This is a genomic window from Nonomuraea sp. NPDC059023 (genome assembly GCF_042740095.1).
Lineage (GTDB): Bacteria > Actinomycetota > Actinomycetes > Streptosporangiales > Streptosporangiaceae > Nonomuraea.
This window is the reverse complement of the sequence record NZ_JBHYIO010000035.1, coordinates 46,086-64,380: the sequence shown is the minus strand read 5'-3', so window position 1 is coordinate 64,380 and position 18,295 is coordinate 46,086. Positions and strand designations below refer to the sequence as shown.

The following is an 18,295-nucleotide window of genomic DNA, read 5'->3' as shown; positions in this document are numbered from 1 at the left end:
CGCTTGGGAAAAAGGGCCCGCGGGGCGTGGATGGCCAGAGGGGGCCCGGCGCGCCGCCGTACCGCCGGGGGTGGGGTTTTGCCTGGTCTGAGCGGTTTTGGGGAGGAGTACTGTGGGGATCATGAGCCTTCGTGACATCCCCGTCCGCACCCTCGCGGACGTCCCCACCACACTCGCCGAACTCGCCGGCGACAAGGCGCTACTCATAGTGAACGTGGCCTCCCGCTGCGGGCTGACCCCGCAGTACTCCGGGCTGGTCAAACTCCAGCAGGAGTACGGCCCGCGCGGCTTCACCGTCGTCGGCGTGCCGTGCAACCAGTTCATGGGCCAGGAGCCCGGCTCCGCGGAGGAGATCCAGGAGTTCTGCTCGACGACCTACGGGGTCGACTTCCCGCTCCTGGAGAAGGCCGACGTCAACGGCGACACCCGCCACCCCCTCTACACCGAGCTGACCAAGACCGCCGACGCCGAGGGCGCGGGCGGGGACATCCAGTGGAACTTCGAGAAGTTCCTCGTCACCCGGGACGGCGCGGTCGCCGCCCGCTTCCGCCCCGGCACCGAGCCCGGCGCCCCCGAGCTCGTGCGCGCGATCGAAGGCGTGCTCTGAGGACGCCTGCTCTGAGCGTGCTCTGAGAACGCCTACTTTGAGGACGCCTACAGACGGGGGCCGCAGCTGCCGCGGATGACCAGTTCGGTCGGCAGCAGCACGCTGCGCGGGCGGCGGGAGCCGGCGCGCAGCACCAGCTCGGCCGCCCGGTAGCCCATGTCGCGGGCCGGCTGCGCGATCACCGTCAGCGGCGGGGAGCACAACTCGGCCCACGGCACGTCGTCGTACATGACCACCGACAGGTCGCGGGGCACGCGCAGGTCTAGCTCGCGCGCGGCCAGCACCGCCGCCTCGCCCAGCATGTTGCCGCCCGCCACCAGCGCGGTCAGGTCGGGGCGCGTCTGGAAGAGGCCGGAGGCCGCCGCGTAGGCAGAGTCGCGGCTGCCGTCGGAGAAGACGATCAGCTCCTCGTCCGGCACGCCGCCCACGGCCTGGCGGAACGCCTCCACCCTGCGTTCGCGGCCGGGGCCGCCCAGGTAGGCGATGCGGCGGTGGCCCAGGCCCCTGAGGTACTGCACCGCCGTACGGATGCCCGATCGGTCGTCGGTGAGGATGGCGGGCACGTCCAGCGGCCGCGCGGCGGGCCGTGGCGCGGCCGGGCGGGCGCCGGGCAGAGCGCCGACGCCGTCGAGCATCATCAGCTCCGACAGCGCCGCCGAGCTGAGGCCGCTCAGCGCGCCTTCCAGCTCACTTTCCGGTACGGCCCCGCCCAGCTCGGCCCCGGCCGGAGCGGGCCGAGGCGTGCCCAGGTCGGGCTCGGGCGGCAGCCGGTCGGCGAACACCACGGTCATGCCCGCCTTGAGCGCCGGACGCCAGGTGTCGGCGTCGCCGCAGGGCACCGCGATCAGCCGGTCGACGCTCTGCTCCAGCAGCATGCCGATCAGCTCGGCCTCCTGCTCGGGATCGTCGGCCGTGGAACCGATCACCACCGGCTCCCCGGCCGAGCGGGCGCAGGCGAGCACGCCCTCGGCAAGCTGGCCGTAGAAGCTGTCGGTCAGGTCGGGCAGGAGCAGGCCCATGCCGCCGGTACGTTGCTGGCGCAGGTTGCGGCCGAGGGCGCTGGGCCGGTAGTCGAGCTGCGCGGCCACGGCCAGCACCCGCTCGCGGGTCTGCGGGCTGGCCGAGCCGCCGGACAGCACCCGGGATACGGTCGCGACGCCGACGCCCGCCGCCTCGGCCACATCCTTGATGGTCGCCCTCTTCATGGAAACGATTCCATCATGGTTTCGACGCGCTTTCCAGTGTTGCCCCTGGCTCTTGACATGGATGTCCGTTTCGGGTGAGATGCATGAAAACGTATCCACGCAGGAGTGCGCATGGCTTCCATCGTCCTAAACAACGTCGACAAGATCTACGCCGGTGGCGTCAAGGCTGTGAACGGGCTCAACCTTGAGATCAAGGATGGCGAGTTCATGGTGCTGGTCGGCCCATCCGGTTGCGGCAAGTCGACCGCGCTCCGGATGATCGCCGGCCTCGAGGACATCAGCGGCGGTGAGATCTCCATCGGCGACAAGGTGGTCAACCACCTCCCGCCGAAGGATCGCGACATCGCGATGGTCTTCCAGAACTACGCGCTCTACCCGCACATGACGGTCGAGGAGAACCTCGCCTTCGGCCTGAAGCTCCGCAAGATGCCCAAGGCGGAGATCCAGAAGCGTGTCGGCGAGGCCGCCAAGATGCTGGGCCTCGACACCTACCTCAAGCGCAAGCCCGCCGCGCTCTCCGGTGGTCAGCGCCAGCGTGTCGCCATGGGCCGCGCCATCGTGCGTGAGCCGCAGGCCTTCCTCATGGACGAGCCGCTGTCCAACCTGGACGCCAAGCTCCGTGTCTCCATGCGCGCCTCGCTGAACACGCTGCACGAGCGCCTCGGCGTCACCACCGTGTACGTCACCCACGACCAGGTCGAGGCCATGACGCTCGGCGACCGGGTCTGCGTCCTGCGCGACGGCCTCCTGCAGCAGGTCGACACCCCGCAGAACCTGTTCGACAAGCCGGTCAACCTGTTCGTCGCCGGCTTCATGGGCTCGCCGTCCATGAACTTCGTGACCGCGGAGCTCGTCCGCGACGGCGGCGGCGCGGCCGTCTCCTTCGCCGACATCAAGCTCTCCATCCCCGAGTCGACCTTCTCCGACAAGCCCGGTCTCGACCAGTACATCGGCAAGAAGATCATCCTCGGCATCCGTCCCTCCGACTTCGAGGACGCCGCCTCCGCCGGCAACCACGCCAACGGCTGGGCCACCCTGCACGTCAAGGCGGAGGTCACCGAGGAGCTCGGCTCCGAGATCAACGTCCTGTTCCTGATCGACGCCCCGCCGGTCGAGCACAAGGACACCGTCGCCGCCCAGGACACCGGCGACGACGACGAGGCCGCGCTGCCGCTCGTGGGCGACAAGTCCCTGTGGACCGCCCGCGTGAACGCCCGCAGCCACGCGCGTCCCGGCCAGAGCATCGACCTGGTCATCGACACGCACAACCTGCACTTCTTCGACTCCGCTTCCGGCCTGTCGATCGGGCACGAGGCGAACATCGGCAAGTAACGCCCCCCGAGCTCCGATCCCCACCACAACCCCCTCCTGTGGTGGGGATCGGCTGTTTCCTGGACCCCTTCGGGGGTCCTTTTTGTTTGGGTAGCGCGACAGGCGGCTCCGGAGCTGTTACCTGGGGAAACGCTGTCCAGAAGGTGCGAAGATCCTGACCAGGCACCCCAACCTCTTGAGCCGATCGTTACTGATCCACTACTGTCGGTAATCGTTCGCAGCCTGAAACAGGAGGTTTCATGCCCCGCACGACTCGTCTCCTCGCCCTCTCCGCCCTCGCCGCAGGTGGCCTGCTGCTGGCCACCGCACCGGCCCACGCCGTGGTCGACCCCGCAGCCGTGCTCGGCTGCCTCACCGAAACGGCCGTCGACGTGACCGCGCTGGTCGACCCCACCGCGCCGGGCGTACCCGCTGAAGTGCCGGCGGTCAACTGCCTTCAGCCCTGACCCGACAGGCGGCGCGGCGGGCCACGCCGCGCCGTCCCTCCGGCATCCCCCTTCGCGAAGGAGTTCCGTTGGACATCCGAGCCCTCGTAGCAAGAACGGCCGCGGCACTCGCGGTCGCCGCCGCCCTGATGGGCAGCAGCGACCCGGCCACCCTCAATGTGCAGGCCATCGTCGACAGGCTGAATCTGTACGTCCTGACCTCCTGAGATGCAACCACTGCTATCCATAGCCCGAGTGCCTCAGCCGCGCGGCGCGCTGAGGCGCCTCGGCTACGTCATGTTCCTGAGCCGCTGGATCCAGGCCCCGCTCTACCTCGGGCTCATCGCCGCCCAGGTGGTCTACGTCTGGCGCTTCATGGCCGAGCTTCTCCACCTCATCGAACTCGGCTTCGGCGGCAGGCCCGCCGAGACCACGGTGATGCTGATCGTGCTCGGCCTGGTCGACGTCGTGATGATCTCGAACCTGCTGATCATGGTGATCGTGGGTGGCTACGAGACCTTCGTCTCGCGGCTGCGGATCGAAGGACACCCCGACCAGCCCCAGTGGCTCTCCCACGTGAACGCCAACGTGCTCAAGGTCAAGCTGGCCATGGCGATCATCGGCATCTCCTCCATCCACCTCCTTCAGATCTTCATCAACGCGGCCAAGCCCGCCATAACCGACAGAGAACTCCTATGGAAAACGCTCATTCATTTGACCTTCATCCTCTCGGCGGTCGCGCTCGCGGTGATCGATCGCATCATGGACGGACCGCGTCCCGCCCACCGGTCCGACCCCCAGACCCCGGCCGCCGACGAGCAGCCCCGCAAGCAGATCGCCGCCTGAGGACCGGCCTCGCCCTGGCCGCCGGACTGCTCGGCGGCGCGCTGCTGGCATCCCCGGCCCAGGCCGCACCCACCCAGGCCGCACCTGCTCCGGCCGCACCCGCCCCGGCGGAATCCACCCAGGCCGAGCCCGTCCAGGCCGAGGCCGCTGAGGCGGAACCCGCCCAGGCGCCCACGGCCCTCGTGGGCGACGTGATCGTCTTCAACGACGAGATCGTCGAACCGGTCTCCCTTCCGGTGAGCACCTGTGGCGGCCCCGGCGTTCTGTTCAGCACCTCGGTCACCGACTGCGGCGGCGCCTCCCGGGTGTCCGACGACGACGCCTGACCCTCCGAGCCGGGTGCCCGCTTGCCGCGGCGGGCACCCACCCGGCTCCCACGTTCGTGATCTTTCGGCTATGTTCTGGGCCGTGAACGCGGTACGCACGTGGGGTCCGGCATTCGCCTTCATGGCCGTCGCCGCCCTAGCGGTCGTCGCCATCGCCGTGGTCCCCTGGGGGTTGGAGGACTGGCGCAGGTGCGGCGAGGCGTACGACCGGATCGAGGGGGCGCTGACGCCGGTCGATCTCCTCGCGTTACGCCCGCCCGGCGCGCTCGCGCGCGGCGAGCGCGAGTCCGGCTGTGACACCGACGACTACTTCGCCAGCGTCGAGCAGTCCTATCGTCCGGGACCCTCGCGGGCGGAGGTGGAGCCCTACTATCGCGAGGTCGCGCTGCGTCATGGCTGGCGGTGGGTCGCCGGCGAGGGGAGCTGCTTCGAGAAGGGCGGTGTCACGTTCTCGCTCCTGATGGAGGGAGACGAGTACGTCGTGGGCGCGTCCACCGTGTCATGTGACGGCATGTAGGTGTTCGCCAAGCTTGCATCGTTAGTTCTCTTGTATCGTTCGTGTTTATGCGGGTAGCTTTGGCGCCATGACCGCACCCGTGACTCCGACCACCGCCGAGGAACTGCGTGGGGCCGGCCTTCGGGTGACGGCCGCCCGTGTCGCGCTGCTCGAGACCGTCCGCCACGGCGACCACCTCGGTGTCGAGGAGATCGCCTCCAGGGTGCGTGAGCGCGTCGGCCACATCTCGCTGCAAGCCGTGTACGAGGCACTCCACGCGCTCACCGCCGCGCGGCTCGTCCGGCGCATCGAGCCGGCCGGCAGCCCCGCCCTGTACGAGGGGCGCGTCGGGGACAACCACCACCATGTCGTGTGCCGCTCGTGCGGTGCCGTGGCCGACGTCGACTGCGCCGTCGGCCACGCGCCCTGCCTGAGAGCCGCCGACGACCAGGGCTTCACGATCGACGAGGCCGAGGTCGTCTACTGGGGCCTGTGCCCCGCCTGCACCACCGCACGCAGTGCCTGAACATGATCCGACAGTCCGGAAGGATTCCCATGTCTGAGAACCACGACGCGATCGTCACAGACGCGAAGACAGAGGAAGCGGGCGGTTGCCCGGTCGCGCACGGGCGTGCCGCGCATCCGACCCAGGGCGGCGGCAACCGCCAGTGGTGGCCGGAGCGGCTCAACGTGAGGATCCTCGCCAAGAACCCCGCCGTCGCCAACCCGCTCGGCGAGGAGTTCGACTATGCCGAGGCCTTCAAGAGCCTCGACCTCCCGGCCGTGAAGCAGGACATCCTGGAGGTGCTCACCACCTCGCAGGACTGGTGGCCGGCCGACTTCGGCCACTATGGCCCGTTCATGATCCGGATGGCCTGGCACAGCGCGGGCACGTACCGGATCAGCGACGGCCGCGGCGGCGCGGGGGCCGGCCAGCAGCGCTTCGCCCCCCTCAACAGCTGGCCGGACAACGGCAACCTCGACAAGGCCCGCCGCCTGCTGTGGCCGGTCAAGAAGAAGTACGGCAAGAACCTGTCGTGGGCCGACCTCATGATCCTCACCGGCAACGTCGCCCTGGAGTCGATGGGCTTCAAGACCTTCGGGTACGCCGGCGGCCGCGAGGACGTGTGGGAGCCCGACGAGGACGTCTACTGGGGCCCCGAGTCCACCTGGCTCGGTGACGAGCGCTACACCGGCGACCGTGAGCTGGAGAACCCGCTCGCCGCGGTCCAGATGGGCCTCATCTACGTCAACCCGGAGGGCCCCAACGGCAACCCGGACCCGCTCGCCGCGGCGCGCGACATCCGCGAGACGTTCCGCCGCATGGCGATGAACGACGAGGAGACCGCGGCCCTGATCGTGGGCGGTCACACGTTCGGCAAGACCCACGGCGCCGGCCCGGCCGACAACGTCGGCGCCGACCCGGAGGCCGCCTCGATCGAGGAGCAGGGCCTGGGCTGGAAGAACGCGTTCGGCACCGGCAAGGGCGCCGACACGATCACCAGCGGCCTTGAGGGCATCTGGACGAACACGCCGATCACCTGGGACAACAGCTTCCTGGAGATCCTCTACGGCTACGAGTGGGAGCAGTTCAAGAGCCCGGCCGGCGCCCACCAGTGGCGTCCCAAGGACGGCGCGGGCGCCGGCACCGTGCCCGATGCCCACGACCCGTCGAAGCGCCACGCCCCGACGATGCTGACGACCGACCTGTCGCTGCGCGTCGACCCGATCTACGAGCAGATCACCCGGCGCTGGCTGGACAACCCGGACGAGCTCGCGGACGCCTTCGCCCGCGCCTGGTACAAGCTGACCCACCGCGACATGGGCCCGATCGTGCGCTACCTCGGCTCGGAGGTCCCGGCCGAGACGCTGCTCTGGCAGGACCCGCTGCCCGAGCGGACGCACGACCTGCTCGACGCCGCGGACGCCGCCGCGCTCAAGGCCCAGGTCCTCGCCTCGGGTCTGTCGGTGTCGCAGCTCGTGTCCACCGCGTGGGCTTCGGCCGCGTCCTTCCGCGGCAGCGACAAGCGCGGCGGCGCCAACGGCGCGCGGGTACGCCTGCAGCCGCAGAGCGGGTGGGAGGTCAACGACCCCGACCAGCTCGCGACCGTGCTGCGCACGCTGGAGGGCATCCAGCAGGCGTTCAACGCGGGCGGCAAGCACGTCTCGCTGGCCGACCTGATCGTGCTCGCCGGCAACGCGGGTGTCGAGAAGGCCGCCGGGGACGCCGGCTTCGACGTCGAGGTGCCCTTCGCGCCGGGCCGCGTGGACGCCGCGCAGGAGCAGACGGACGTGGAGTCGTTCGCCGCGCTGGAGCCCACGGCCGACGGCTTCCGCAACTACCTCGGCAAGGGCAACCGCCTGCCCGCCGAGTTCCTGCTGCTCGACCGGGCGAACCTGCTCACGCTGAGCGCCCCCGAGCTGACGGTCCTCGTCGGCGGCCTGCGCGTCCTGGGCGCGAACCACCAGCAGTCGTCGCTGGGCGTGCTCACCACGACGCCCGGGAGGCTGACCAACGACTTCTTCGTCAACCTGCTCGACCTGGGCACGACGTGGAAGGCGACCGCCGGGGACGCCAACACCTTCGAGGGCCGCGACGCCTCGGGCCAGGTCACGTGGACCGGCACCCGGGCCGACCTGGTGTTCGGCTCGAACTCGGAGCTGCGCGCGCTCGCCGAGGTCTACGCGAGCGACGACGCGAAGGAGAAGTTCGTGAACGACTTCGTCGCGGCGTGGAACAAGGTCATGAACCTGGACCGGTTCGACCTGCGCTGATCACCCTCGCCGGACCGGAAGCCCTCGCCCTCCCGCAGGAGGACGAGGGCTTTCCCGTGCCGTCAGCGGCCGACCTTGGTGGAGATCTGGGCGGCCAGGTTGCGGGGGACGAGCCTGCCCACCGCGACGATCGCCTTGTAGCGCAGGTCCGGGATGCTGATCACGCGGCCCAGGGCCAGGTCGCGCATGGCTTCGGCGACCACGTTGTCGGCCTTGAGCCAGAGGATGCCGGGCAGGCCGGAGGTGTCCATGTTGGCGCGTTCGTGGAACTCGGTACGGACGAGTCCCGGGCACAGCGCCATGATCTTCACGCGCGGGTGGCCCACTTCGACGGCGGCGGCCGTGCTGAAGTTGACCACCCAGGCCTTCGAGGCGCTATAGGTGCCTCGGGTGAAGAAGGCGGCCACCGAGGCGACGTTGATCACGGCGCCGCGGCCCCGGGACTTCATGCCGGGCAACGCGGCCAGCGTCAGGCGCAGAACGGCCTCGCAGTGCACCTTCAGCATGCGCTGCTCGTCCTCGACCGAGGTCCGCAGGAACGTGTCGGTGTGAGCGAAGCCGGCGTTGTTCACCAGGAGGTCCACGCCGTCGCGGACGCGGGATTCGACCGCGGTGAGACCGTCCTCGGTGGACAGGTCGGCGGGCAGGGTCTCGACGGCGCCGCCGTACCGGAGCTTGAGCTGCTCGGCGCTCTCGGCCAGGCGCTGTTCGTCGCGGGCGACGAGGACCAGCGTGAAACCGTCGGCGGCCAGGCGGCGGGCGAAGGCGGCGCCGATGCCGGCGGTCGCGCCCGTGATCAGTGCGGTAGGCATGTTCGCAGATTAGCCCGCCGTCGAGGGCGTGGGTGGCGTGAGAGGATCGGGGGGTGCGATCGGCTCTTCTCGCGCCGCTGGCCGTCGTGGTGCTCACCGTGACGGCGCTTGCCTGCGCACCTTCCGCTCCCGTGGCCGGTACGCTCTCCGCCCCGGCCGGCGCGCCTTCGGCCACGCCATCGGCCACCGCGCCATCGGCCACGACGGGTTCGCCCGAGACGCCGGGCAAGCTGGTGTTCACCGAGGTGGCCACGATGGACAAGCCGGTGGCCTTCGCCGTGCGCAAGGACGACGCGCGCGTCTACGTCGCCGAGCAGGCGGCAAGCTCCGCACGCTGGACGGCGCGACCGTGCTCGACCTGTCCGGCGAGGTCAGCACCGGCAACGAGCAGGGTTTGCTCGGGGTGGCCTTCCATCCGAGCGGGCGGTGGCTGTACCTGGACTGGACCGACCGCGACGGCCACACCCACGTGACCGAGTGGGCCTTCGACGGGCGCGAGGCCACCGGGCGCCGGGACGTTCTGCGGCAGGACCAGCCGTTCGCCAACCACAACGGCGGGCAGCTGGCGTTCGGCCCCGACGGGTATCTGTACATCGCGCTGGGCGACGGGGGCAGCGGCGGCGACCCGGAGGGCAACGGGCAGGATCTCGGCACGTGGCTGGGCAAGATCCTGCGCATCGACCCGCGCGGGACGCCGTACAAGGTGCCGGAGGACAACCCCTTCACCGGGAAAGAAGGCGCGAAGCCGGAGATCTGGGCCTATGGGCTGCGAAATCCCTGGCGGTTCACCTTCGACCGGGACAGCGGCGACCTCTGGATCGGGGACGTCGGCCAGAACGCCTGGGAGGAGGTCGACTTCCAGCCGGCCGGTTCCGAGGGCGGCGAGAACTACGGGTGGAACCTGCGCGAAGGTGACCAGCCGTTCAACGGCGGCAGGGGGAGGGAACTCACCGATCCGGTGATCACCTATCCGCTGGGCGAGGGCGGCAACTGCTCGGTCATCGCCGGGTTCGTCTACCGGGGCGAGAAGATCCCGTGGTTGCGCGGGCGGTTCCTGTACGGGGACTTCTGCGCGGGATGGGTGAAGGCGGCGCAGGCCGACGAGCTGGAGGACGTCGTGGACGTGGGCACGGTCGAGCAACTGTCGTCGTTCGGGCAGGCGGCCGACGGGGAGCTGTACGCGCTCAGCCTCCAGGGACCCGTCTACAAGATCGAGGCGGCGTCGTGAGCCGCCTGCTGATCGTGCACCACACGGTCTCACCGGCCACGCACGAGCTGTTCGAGCAGGTGCTCAAGGGGGCGACCACGGACGAGGTCGAGGGGGTCGAGGTGGTGACGGAACCGGCCCTGGGCGCCACGGCGGCCGACCTGCTGGCCGCCGACGGGCTGCTCATGGGGACGAGCGCCAACATCGGCTACATGTCGGGCGCGCTCAAGCACTTCCTGGACACCGTCTACTACCCGTGCCTGGCCGAGACGCGGCGGCTGCCGTACGGGCTGTGGGTGCACGGCGACAACGACACCACCGGAGCGGTGCGCGCGGTGGAGTCGATCGCTGGCGGGCTGGGCTGGGAGCGAGCGGCCGCGCCGGTCACCGTCACGGGCCGCCCCGCCAAGACCGACCTGGAAGCCTGCTGGGAGCTGGGCGCGACCCTGGCCGCGGTCATCAGCCCGGCCGGTTGACCTCCGGCGATCTCACGAACCAGGCGATCATCAGGGCCGCCGTCACCGCGTGCGTGACGCTGGAGGCCACGCCCGCGCCGGTCGCGCCCCAGGCGGGGATCAGCGCGGTGTCCAGGCCGAGGTTGAGCGCCAGGGCCGACAGCGTGATCATGGTCATCGGGCGTGGCCTGGACAGCCGGGCCAGGTGCTGCTCGACGGGTTTGATGAGCGCCGCCATCACGGCCGCGGGCGCGAGGGCGAGGAGCGGGGCCACGCTCGCGGCGTACGGCGGGCCGTACACGAAAGGCAGCGCACAGGCGGCCCCGGCGGCGATCAGCGCGACGCACCCCAGTGAGATCACCAGGTTGAGCGTGAGCATGTGGGCGGTGACGGCGCGCGAGCCGGAGGCGGTGCCGCCCGCCTGGCCCGGCAGGCACACGTGGGCCACCGCCTCGGTCGGGATCTTCACCAGCATGAGGACCCCGGCGGCGACGGTGTAGAAGCCCGCCTCGCGGGGTGAGTGCAGGAACCCGAGCAGCAGCGTGTCGGCGGCGGGCAGCAGGTGGAAGGCGACGAGGCCGAGGTGGTAGCGGCCGGACAGGGCGAGCTGGCGGACGGCCAGGGCCCTGGCGGGGCGCAGCGCGCGCGCCCCGAGCGCGCCGGTGAAGCGCAGCACGGCCGGTACGCTGGCCGCCGCCCAGCACGCGACGACGGCGGTGAGCGTGAGCAGGTCGAAGGCGGCCAGCGCCAGGATCGGGAGGTACTGCGCGAACCCGGAGGCCAGTTGCGCCTGGTTGACCAGCCGGGTCCGGCCGCGCAGGAGCAGGACGCCGCGCAGGTTGAGCCAGCAGACGGTGAACGGGACCGACGCCAGCGCGATCGCCAGCGCGGGCGTGGCGGCGCGCGGATCGCAGGCGGCGGCCGCGGCGAAGGCGAGCAGGGCGGTGATCGTGCCCATGCCGAAGCCGATGACGACGGCGTTGCCCGCCAGCCGCGCCCGCAGTACCCGGTGCGGCCAGAAGGCGATCTGCGAGGTGTTCAGCGACCAGTGCCCGATGAGGACGGCGGTCGTGGCGATGCTGACGATCGCCGCGTAGAGGCCCCTGCCCTCCGGGTGGAGGGCGCGGGCCAGGGCGGCGCCGGCGACGATGCCGAGCGCCGTCTTCACGGCCTCGGCGGCCATCATCGGGAAGGCCGCGCGGATGGTCGTTCTCAGCGCCCGGCCCATGGGGCAGATCCTATGGACCACTCCCGTCGCGGATTATGTGGCGTGGTTTTCCGTGAAGTCGGGAGATCGTCTGCATTTGCCAAGGAGGGGAATTCAGCCGGAAATCTGGTCGATGAGATCCTCCACCTGGGCGTTGAGACGGGCGCCGCGGGTCCAGCCGGCGTAGTGGGTGAGGAAGGCGACGACCTCCCGCAACTCCTCCACGCTCAGCTCTCTGGCCCGCACCGCCGCGTCCAGTTGGATCAGCAGTTCCTCGTCCAGGCCGCCCTGGCCGACGAGCAGGCCGAGCAGCAGGAGCCGGCGTTCTCGGAAAGAGAGCGCGTCTCGTGACCACAGATCGGCGAACGTCATCTCTGCCATACAAACCGCACTCCCTATCCGGGTGATCCCCATATCTTTCGCTACTTCCGGAGATGGACCAATGGGGGTTGCGGGAACGTTGCGGCGGAGTGACCGTGAAGGCATGCGTGCCTTAGGTCTTCTCGCCGCCGCGTTGCTGTTCGTCACGGCCTGCGGGGCCGATCAGGGGGAGGCGCCGGGCGCGGCGCTGCCCCGCAACGACGGCGGCAACGCCAGCCAGCGGGGCGTGCACGTGCGCAACGCCTACCTGCTGAAAGGCGGCTCGCTGCACGCCGTGCTGATCAACTCCGGCGCGCGGGGCGACCGGCTCGTCCAGCTCACGATCACCTCCGGGACGCTCGCCCTGCCCGCCCCGATCGAGCTGCCGCCCGCCGAGCCGGTCGGCGGGGACCGGGCGATCGCCACCGCCACCGGGCTGGAGGCGCGGGTGGGCTCGTGGGTTCCGGCGACCTTCCAGTTCCAGGAGGCGGGCACGGTCACCGTGCAGGTGCCGGTCAAGGAATATCCCTAGGCTTCCGTAACAAGTAAAGCCAAGGGACGGCCAAGATTTGGTCAAGATTTGTCACCGGTCATGACGCTCATTCCGCATGAAAAAGGGCACAACAACACCGTTGGTCCGTTAAGCGGAGGTAAGCCCCGGTGATAACGGTACGGACCTGGGTCGTGGTCATGATCGCGGCTCTCCTGGCATCGGCCTGCGGCCAGCCGGCCTTCCACTACGTACGCGACAAGGGCGGCACGACCTACTTCAAGGTCCCCTCCTCCTTCGCCCAGCTCGACGCCTACCCGATCGAGCTGTACCTGAGCAGGCTCCACCCCGACTCCGAGGCCGCCAGGCTGCGCAAGGAGCGGGTGTGGTCCACCGCCTTCGACCAGGCGGGCGCGCCGACCCTCCAGCACCTGCTCAGCTCCGGCGAGCCGTTCGTGTACTCCACCGTCCACCAGCTCACCGTGCGCGAGCGCGACCGGGTCTCGCTCGACGGGCTGCGCGACTTCGTATTCCCGGTGACCGAGCCGGCCAGGACCGCGTACGTCACCGACCGGCTCGGCAGCGGGCAGATGCCGCTCTACCGCAAGTTCGAGCCGCTGCTCGACCGGGTCCTGACCCTGGACGGCGGCGCCAGGGGCGTACGGCTCCGCTTCAACTACCAGATCGGCCCCGACGTCCAGACCTTCGACCAGACCGCGATCCTCGACGAGAAGGGCTCCACGGTCTCGGTGCTGATCGTCAGCTGCCGGTCGCTCTGCTTCAGGGAGCGCGGCGGCGAGATCGACGAGATCGCGCGATCGTTCAAGCTGCTCCGGCTGCCCGGATGAGGGAGCTCCAGTGACCACGACCACCCCCCACCGGGGCGCCGGTGTCGCCCGTGTCATCAGGAAGAAGCTGCGGCTGTGGGATCGCGGCAGGTTCCTGATCGGGCTGCTGGCCGTCTTCCTCGTCCTGACCTGGAAGGCGATGGCGGACTTCGAGGGGATCATCCCATTCGGGGAGGCCGTGCGGTACGTCGGGCCGGCCCATCCGTGGATCTTCTGGTTGCTGGCCGCCGAGACGGTACGGCAGGCGCACTTCCTGGCCGGCGAGCGTTCCTCCGGCTATCACCGGTTCTGGAGCCAGAAGGTCTTCGGCGGCCTGGAACGCTGGTCGCACCGCCGCTTCGGCGACTGGACCCGCTTCCGCGCCGCCAGAGCCGTCAAGATCGTCTTCTGGGTGTCGCTGGTCGCGCTGGTGCTCGGGGTGGTGCTGGACGTCAGCCCGTTCGTCGCCCCGTTCAGGGCTCCGGCGCTGCCGTTCGTCCTCCCGCTCCTGGTGATCGTCGTCCTGGCCGCCGGGCTGTTCTGGCTCCTGTCGCGCGGCGGCGTGGAGACGTACCTGCCCGACGACATCACGACCCGCTTCGCCGACGTGTGGGGGCAGGACCACGTGGTCGAGCGGCTCAGGGAGAACATCGTCTTCCTGGACAGGCCCGGCGCCATCGAGGAACGCGGCGGCTACGTGCCCGGCGGGCTGCTGCTCTGGGGGCCGCCGGGCACCGGCAAGACGCTGATGGCCGAGGCGGTGGCCGGTGAGGCCGGCAAGCCGTACGTGCTCGTGGATTCCGGCGCCTTCACCGGCAGGTTCACGGGCGGCCTCAAGGTGAAGGCGCTCTTCAGGAGGCTGCGCAAGCTCGCCCTGCGCCACGGCGGCGTGATCGTCCTCTTCGACGGGGCCGACTCCCTCGGCAGGCGCGACCGCCCGGCCCGGCAGTGCTTCAGCGGCTGCCACGGCCTGAACTACCTGCCGGAGGAGACCCGGTCCGTCCTCGCCTTCCAGGCGCGCCGCCCCGAGCCGGACCCCGATTCCGGCGTCCTGCGAGCGCTGCTCACCGAGCTGTCCGGCCTGAAGAAGCCGCGCGACCGGCAGGTACGCCGCGTGCTGAACATGCGGCCCAAGCCACCACCCAGGTACCGCATCCTCATCATGATGGCCGCCACTCACCCCGGCGCGCTCGACGAGGCGCTGTTACGGCCCGGCCGCATCGACCGCGTCCACAAGGTCGGCTACCCGTCCAAAGCCGGGCGGGTACGCACCTACCAGGGCTACTTTGGCAAGGTCCGGCACGAGCTCACCCCGGAACAGATCGGCAAGCTGGCCACGATCACGCCCTACGCCACCGGCGCCACGATCAAGGAGCTGGTCAACGAGTCGCTGATCACCGCCGTCCGCGCCGGCCGCGAGGTCATCACCTGGGCCGACGTGCTCCGTGCCCACCGGTTCAAGCAGCTCGGGCCGCCGGAGGGCGTCGAGTACATCGAGCGCGAACGGCACGCCGTCGCCGTCCACGAGGCCTGCCACGCCGTGGTGGCCTACCACGTGCGCTCCCATCTGGAGATCGACGTCGCCACGATCGAGAAGGGCGCCGACCACCTCGGCATGGTCGCCTCGATCAGGCCGGAGGACCGGTTCACCCGGTGGAAGTCGGAGTACGAGGCCGACATCATGGTCTCGCTCGCCTCGCTGGCGGGGGAGCGGATGTTCTTCGCCGAGGACAACTCCTCGGGGGTCTCCGGCGACCTGCACGCGGCCACGTTCCTGACCGCGCTCATGGAGTCCTCGTGGGGGATGGGCTCCGGGGTCGCCTCGCTGCCCGCGCTGCGGGAGCTGGAGATCATGACCGGCCTGATGCCGGACGGGCTGGGGGAGCGGATCGAGGTCACCCTCGCGCGGCTGTTGGACAAGACCGAGCTGCTGCTGCGGGAGCACCGGCGGGAGGTGCTGAGCGTCGCCCACGCGCTGGAGACGCACCGCACGCTCGACGGGGACGACGTGGTGGCGATCATCGAGCGGCGGGCCGGCCCGCTGGCCGACGGGACCGTGTACGCCTCGGAGGAGTTCCACGCCGAACTGGAGGACTACCACCGGGAGGCGGCCAGGGCGCACCGCGAGCACAGCCGGGTCGAGCGGGAACTGCCGGGCGTGGTGGCGGACGAGGTCGTGGATCACCGGCCCGCGGCGGTGCCCTTCCGGAACCCGCCCATGCCCGCCCCGGCCGGGCCGGTTCCGCCTGGGGTCGTGCCTTCCTGGGGCAGGGCTGGTTCCGGTGGGCCTGCCGTACCGGCTGCGGGGGGTACGGCGCGGCCGGAGTTCGTGGCCTGGATACCCCCGCAACAGGCCCGGCCACAGCAGGTCCAACCGCAACAGACCCGCCCACAACAGGTCCAGCCGCAACAGACCAGCCCACAACCGGCCCGCCCGCAGCAGGTCCAGCCGCGACCGGCCCGTCCGCCGCAAGCGCACCAGCAGCGGCCCGTCGCGGCCGTCAACGAGCGCGCCCGGCCGGGCCTGGGCAGGGCGGTGCTGATCGCGGTCGGCAGCCTGGCCGGGCTGGTCACGGTGGCGGTGCTGGGCGGTCTGGCGGTCACCCGGTCGGGACCCAGCACCGAGCTGGCCTCGCCGGGACTGCTGGTGATCCTGTTCGTGGTCGTGGTGGCGCTGATCGTGGGCGCCTGCCTGGCGGTCGTGGCCGTCAGGGGGCTGCGCGCCGCCCGCGCCAGGGCGGAGGTCGAGCGCGACCGGGCCCATGCCCGCGCCCAGCTGCTGGCCGCCGCCATGGACCCCGACACGGCGATGCGCCTGCTCGGCTACGACGGCGGACGGGCTGCCGGAGAAGGATGACCTCAATCACATAAGGTGGTCGCTTCATTGCTTAGGGTGATACGGACCCGAGCAAGGAGTGATCGTCGTATGGGTCCTGGAATCGTCCGCAGCCTGGTGCCCGCGCGCATGGACCGCCTGCCCTGGTCGCCGTTCCACACCCGGCTGGTGATCGCGCTCGGCGTCGCATGGGTGCTGGACGGGCTGGAGATCACGATCGTCAGCAACGTCGCCGCGTTTCTGCAGCGCTCCGACACGCTGGGCCTGACCTCGGCGGAGGTGGGCCTGTCGGCGACCGTGTACCTCATCGGCCAGGTGGTCGGCGCGTTGTTCTTCGGGTGGCTGTCCGACCGGATGGGCAGGCGCAGGCTGTTCATCCTCACGCTGGCCGTCTACCTGATCGCCAGCGGCCTGACCGCGTTCTCCTGGGACCTCGGCAGCTTCCTCGTGCTGCGCTTCGTCGCCGGCACCGGCATCGGCGGGGAGTACGCCGCGGTCAACTCGGCGATCGACGAGCTGATCCCCTCCAAGTACCGGGGCCACGTGGACCTGGCCATCAACGGCACCTACTGGCTCGGCGCGCTGCTGGCCACCTCGGCGACCTTCGTCCTGCTCAACCCGTCGGGCCCGCTCGACCCCGACTGGGCGTGGCGGCTCGGCTTCCTCATCGGCCCGGTGCTGGGCATCCTGATCTGGGGCCTGCGCAGGCACCTGCCGGAGAGCCCGCGCTGGCTGATGACCCACGGCCGCGAGGACGAGGCGGAGCGGGTGGTCGCCGCGATCGAGAAAGAGGTGGAGAAGGAGGACAGGCTCGTCCTGGAGCCGGTGCCGGAGAGCGCGGCCATCGAGGTGGTGCCGCAGAAGCGGTTGCCGCTGGTCGAGGTGGCCAGGACGCTCTTCCGTACCTATCCGGGGCGCTCGTTCCTGAGCGCCACGCTGATGATCTGCCAGTCGTTCCTCTACAACGCGATCTTCTTCACGTACGCGCTGGTGCTCACCCACTTCTACGACGTCGAGGCCGGCGAGGTGCCCAAGTACATGTTCGCCTTCGCCCTCGGCAACCTGCTCGGCCCGATCGTGCTCGGCCGGTTGTTCGACACGGTGGGACGCCGGCAGATGATCGCCGGCACCTACATCGTCTCGGGGTCGCTGCTGGCCTTCACCGGGTGGTTGTTCGAGCGCGGCGTGCTGACCGCGACCACGCAGACGATCATGTGGTCGGTCATCTTCTTCATCGCCTCGGCGGCGGCCAGTTCGGCGTATCTGACGGTCAGCGAGATCTTCCCGATCGAGATGCGGGCGCAGGCGATCTCGCTGTTCTTCGCGATGGGCCAGGTCGTAGGCTCCTTCGGGCCGGCCGTCTTCGGCGCGCTCATCGGCGACCAGGCCAGCCCGGAGCCGACGCGGCTGTTCTACGGCTACCTCTTCGCCGCCGGGATGATGATCTTCGCGGGCCTGGTGGAGCTGCGCTTCGGGGTGAAGGCCGAGCGCGCCGCGCTGGAGACCATCGCCGAGCCGCTGAGCGCGATCGAGGCCAAGGCGCGGCGGCTCAAGAGCGAGGAACCGTGAACCGGCCGCGGTGGCGGGCCGTCGTCAGGATATGAACCGCCTTCTCCCGCTGAAGGGCGTGTGCGTGCTTCTCGCCGCCCTCCCGCTCGCCGCCTGCCAGAGCGACCGTGTCTGCACGCTCATCGGTACGCCCGTCGGCATCCAGGTGGACGTGGCGCCGCCGATCTCCGACCGGGTGGCGGCGGCCGAGATGGAGGTGTGCCAGGCGGGGACGTGCCGGCCGGCCAGGCTGGAGCTCTTCCGGGCCGACCGGGGCGGCCGGTCCGGCTTCGGCAACGTGGAAGGGCTGCGCAAGGAGCGGGCCGAGGTCTCGCTGAAGCTGACCGGCACCGCGGGCGAGCCGGTGGTGGAGCGGGACGTCCAGGTGATGCCGCGCGGCCGCTTCCCCAACGGGCCCGAGTGCGGCGAGGGCGGGCCGAACGCGAAGGTGCAGGTGGACGGCCAGGGCCTGCTGCACGAAGTGCCCTGATGTCTTGACCGGACCGCCCCGTGCCCCACTAATTGGACCTAGCGGCTAATA

The 18,295-nt window shown here is 70.4% G+C and carries 20 protein-coding genes; 16 read left to right on the top strand and 4 right to left on the bottom strand.

What is annotated here, in order from left to right; genetic code table 11:
- The first annotated feature begins 121 nt into the window (after positions 1-121).
- Positions 122-607, top strand: coding sequence for a glutathione peroxidase (locus tag ACFWYW_RS43285; RefSeq protein ID WP_379618827.1), 486 nt, complete (start codon positions 122-124; stop codon positions 605-607).
- 47 nt (positions 608-654) lie between these two features.
- Here the strand turns inward: ACFWYW_RS43285 and ACFWYW_RS43280 are convergent, their stop codons facing one another.
- The gene (locus ACFWYW_RS43280; RefSeq protein WP_379618829.1) at positions 655-1,812 is read right to left on the bottom strand and encodes a LacI family DNA-binding transcriptional regulator; all 1,158 of its coding nucleotides are present in this window, start codon (positions 1,810-1,812) and stop codon (positions 655-657) included.
- A 111-nt stretch (positions 1,813-1,923) separates the two neighbouring features.
- On the opposite strand from ACFWYW_RS43280, the gene ACFWYW_RS43275 reads away from it, so the two are divergent.
- From ACFWYW_RS43275 to katG, 8 genes are all read left to right on the top strand, one after another.
- Entirely contained in the window at positions 1,924-3,144 is a 1,221-nt protein-coding gene (locus ACFWYW_RS43275) for an ABC transporter ATP-binding protein (protein ID WP_379618831.1), read from the top strand.
- A 239-nt stretch (positions 3,145-3,383) separates the two neighbouring features.
- Positions 3,384-3,590 carry a hypothetical protein gene (locus tag ACFWYW_RS43270; protein ID WP_379618833.1) on the top strand — a complete coding sequence of 69 codons (207 nt, stop codon included), beginning with the start codon at positions 3,384-3,386 and terminating at the stop codon, positions 3,588-3,590.
- Positions 3,591-3,658: 68 nt separating this feature from the next.
- Positions 3,659-3,796 carry a hypothetical protein gene (locus ACFWYW_RS43265; RefSeq protein WP_184962790.1) on the top strand — a complete coding sequence of 46 codons (138 nt, stop codon included), beginning with the start codon at positions 3,659-3,661 and terminating at the stop codon, positions 3,794-3,796.
- Between the two features lie 28 nt (positions 3,797-3,824).
- Positions 3,825-4,415 carry a TIGR00645 family protein gene (locus ACFWYW_RS43260; protein WP_379618835.1) on the top strand — a complete coding sequence of 197 codons (591 nt, stop codon included), beginning with the start codon at positions 3,825-3,827 and terminating at the stop codon, positions 4,413-4,415.
- 191 nt (positions 4,416-4,606) lie between these two features.
- On the top strand, positions 4,607-4,741 hold the full coding sequence (locus tag ACFWYW_RS43255; protein ID WP_379618837.1) for a hypothetical protein: 135 nt from the start codon (positions 4,607-4,609) through the stop codon (positions 4,739-4,741).
- Positions 4,742-4,811: 70 nt separating this feature from the next.
- Complete coding sequence (locus ACFWYW_RS43250) at positions 4,812-5,258, top strand: hypothetical protein (protein WP_379618839.1); 447 nt, start codon at positions 4,812-4,814, stop codon at positions 5,256-5,258.
- A gap of 67 nt (positions 5,259-5,325) precedes the next feature.
- Positions 5,326-5,763: a Fur family transcriptional regulator gene (locus ACFWYW_RS43245; RefSeq protein ID WP_379634939.1), complete on the top strand. Its 438-nt coding sequence runs from the start codon at positions 5,326-5,328 to the stop codon at positions 5,761-5,763.
- Between the two features lie 29 nt (positions 5,764-5,792).
- A complete protein-coding gene (gene katG, locus ACFWYW_RS43240) occupies positions 5,793-8,012 on the top strand; it encodes a catalase/peroxidase HPI (RefSeq protein WP_379641265.1) in 2,220 nt (739 codons plus the stop codon).
- A 62-nt stretch (positions 8,013-8,074) separates the two neighbouring features.
- Here the strand turns inward: katG and ACFWYW_RS43235 are convergent, their stop codons facing one another.
- A complete protein-coding gene (locus ACFWYW_RS43235; RefSeq protein ID WP_379618843.1) occupies positions 8,075-8,824 on the bottom strand; it encodes an SDR family NAD(P)-dependent oxidoreductase in 750 nt (249 codons plus the stop codon).
- 349 nt (positions 8,825-9,173) lie between these two features.
- Between ACFWYW_RS43235 and ACFWYW_RS43230 the strand changes: the two genes are divergently transcribed.
- Positions 9,174-10,052 carry a PQQ-dependent sugar dehydrogenase gene (locus tag ACFWYW_RS43230; RefSeq protein WP_379618845.1) on the top strand — a complete coding sequence of 293 codons (879 nt, stop codon included), beginning with the start codon at positions 9,174-9,176 and terminating at the stop codon, positions 10,050-10,052.
- Positions 10,049-10,507, top strand: a complete 459-nt coding sequence (locus ACFWYW_RS43225) for a flavodoxin (protein WP_379618847.1) — start codon at positions 10,049-10,051, stop codon at positions 10,505-10,507. Before ACFWYW_RS43230 ends, ACFWYW_RS43225 begins: the two co-directional genes overlap by 4 nt.
- Here ACFWYW_RS43225 and ACFWYW_RS43220 read toward each other — a convergent pair.
- Together ACFWYW_RS43220 and ACFWYW_RS43215 are read right to left on the bottom strand one after the other, a co-directional pair.
- Positions 10,491-11,714 (bottom strand): lipopolysaccharide biosynthesis protein, encoded by a 1,224-nt coding sequence (locus tag ACFWYW_RS43220; RefSeq protein WP_379618849.1) that lies wholly within the window; start codon positions 11,712-11,714, stop codon positions 10,491-10,493. The genes ACFWYW_RS43225 and ACFWYW_RS43220 overlap by 17 nt on opposite strands.
- A gap of 93 nt (positions 11,715-11,807) precedes the next feature.
- Positions 11,808-12,074, bottom strand: coding sequence for a carboxymuconolactone decarboxylase family protein (locus ACFWYW_RS43215; protein ID WP_379618851.1), 267 nt, complete (start codon positions 12,072-12,074; stop codon positions 11,808-11,810).
- A gap of 103 nt (positions 12,075-12,177) precedes the next feature.
- On the opposite strand from ACFWYW_RS43215, the gene ACFWYW_RS43210 reads away from it, so the two are divergent.
- From ACFWYW_RS43210 to ACFWYW_RS43190, 5 genes are all read left to right on the top strand, one after another.
- Entirely contained in the window at positions 12,178-12,585 is a 408-nt protein-coding gene (locus ACFWYW_RS43210) for a hypothetical protein (protein WP_379618853.1), read from the top strand.
- A gap of 158 nt (positions 12,586-12,743) precedes the next feature.
- Complete coding sequence (locus tag ACFWYW_RS43205; RefSeq protein ID WP_379618855.1) at positions 12,744-13,391, top strand: hypothetical protein; 648 nt, start codon at positions 12,744-12,746, stop codon at positions 13,389-13,391.
- A gap of 10 nt (positions 13,392-13,401) precedes the next feature.
- A complete protein-coding gene (locus ACFWYW_RS43200; RefSeq protein WP_379618857.1) occupies positions 13,402-16,227 on the top strand; it encodes an AAA family ATPase in 2,826 nt (941 codons plus the stop codon).
- Positions 16,228-16,296: 69 nt separating this feature from the next.
- The gene (locus tag ACFWYW_RS43195; protein ID WP_379618859.1) at positions 16,297-17,775 is read left to right on the top strand and encodes an MFS transporter; all 1,479 of its coding nucleotides are present in this window, start codon (positions 16,297-16,299) and stop codon (positions 17,773-17,775) included.
- Between the two features lie 31 nt (positions 17,776-17,806).
- On the top strand, positions 17,807-18,244 hold the full coding sequence (locus ACFWYW_RS43190; protein ID WP_379618861.1) for a hypothetical protein: 438 nt from the start codon (positions 17,807-17,809) through the stop codon (positions 18,242-18,244).
- Positions 18,245-18,295 lie beyond the last annotated feature (51 nt).

Excerpts from the sequence above, each read along its gene's own strand:
- ACFWYW_RS43285 (WP_379618827.1), top strand. The coding sequence starts at position 122 with ATGAGCCTTCGTGACATCCCCGTCCGCACCCTCGCGGACGTCCCCACC.
- ACFWYW_RS43280 (WP_379618829.1), bottom strand. The coding sequence starts at position 1,812 with ATGAAGAGGGCGACCATCAAGGATGTGGCCGAGGCGGCGGGCGTCGGC.
- ACFWYW_RS43275 (WP_379618831.1), top strand. The coding sequence starts at position 1,924 with ATGGCTTCCATCGTCCTAAACAACGTCGACAAGATCTACGCCGGTGGC.
- ACFWYW_RS43270 (WP_379618833.1), top strand. The coding sequence starts at position 3,384 with ATGCCCCGCACGACTCGTCTCCTCGCCCTCTCCGCCCTCGCCGCAGGT.
- ACFWYW_RS43250 (WP_379618839.1), top strand. The coding sequence starts at position 4,812 with ATGTTCTGGGCCGTGAACGCGGTACGCACGTGGGGTCCGGCATTCGCC.
- ACFWYW_RS43245 (WP_379634939.1), top strand. The coding sequence starts at position 5,326 with ATGACCGCACCCGTGACTCCGACCACCGCCGAGGAACTGCGTGGGGCC.
- katG (WP_379641265.1), top strand. The coding sequence starts at position 5,793 with ATGTCTGAGAACCACGACGCGATCGTCACAGACGCGAAGACAGAGGAA.
- ACFWYW_RS43235 (WP_379618843.1), bottom strand. The coding sequence starts at position 8,824 with ATGCCTACCGCACTGATCACGGGCGCGACCGCCGGCATCGGCGCCGCC.
- ACFWYW_RS43220 (WP_379618849.1), bottom strand. The coding sequence starts at position 11,714 with ATGGGCCGGGCGCTGAGAACGACCATCCGCGCGGCCTTCCCGATGATG.
- ACFWYW_RS43215 (WP_379618851.1), bottom strand. The coding sequence starts at position 12,074 with ATGGCAGAGATGACGTTCGCCGATCTGTGGTCACGAGACGCGCTCTCT.
- ACFWYW_RS43210 (WP_379618853.1), top strand. The coding sequence starts at position 12,178 with ATGCGTGCCTTAGGTCTTCTCGCCGCCGCGTTGCTGTTCGTCACGGCC.
- ACFWYW_RS43205 (WP_379618855.1), top strand. The coding sequence starts at position 12,744 with ATGATCGCGGCTCTCCTGGCATCGGCCTGCGGCCAGCCGGCCTTCCAC.
- ACFWYW_RS43195 (WP_379618859.1), top strand. The coding sequence starts at position 16,297 with ATGGGTCCTGGAATCGTCCGCAGCCTGGTGCCCGCGCGCATGGACCGC.
- ACFWYW_RS43190 (WP_379618861.1), top strand. The coding sequence starts at position 17,807 with ATGAACCGCCTTCTCCCGCTGAAGGGCGTGTGCGTGCTTCTCGCCGCC.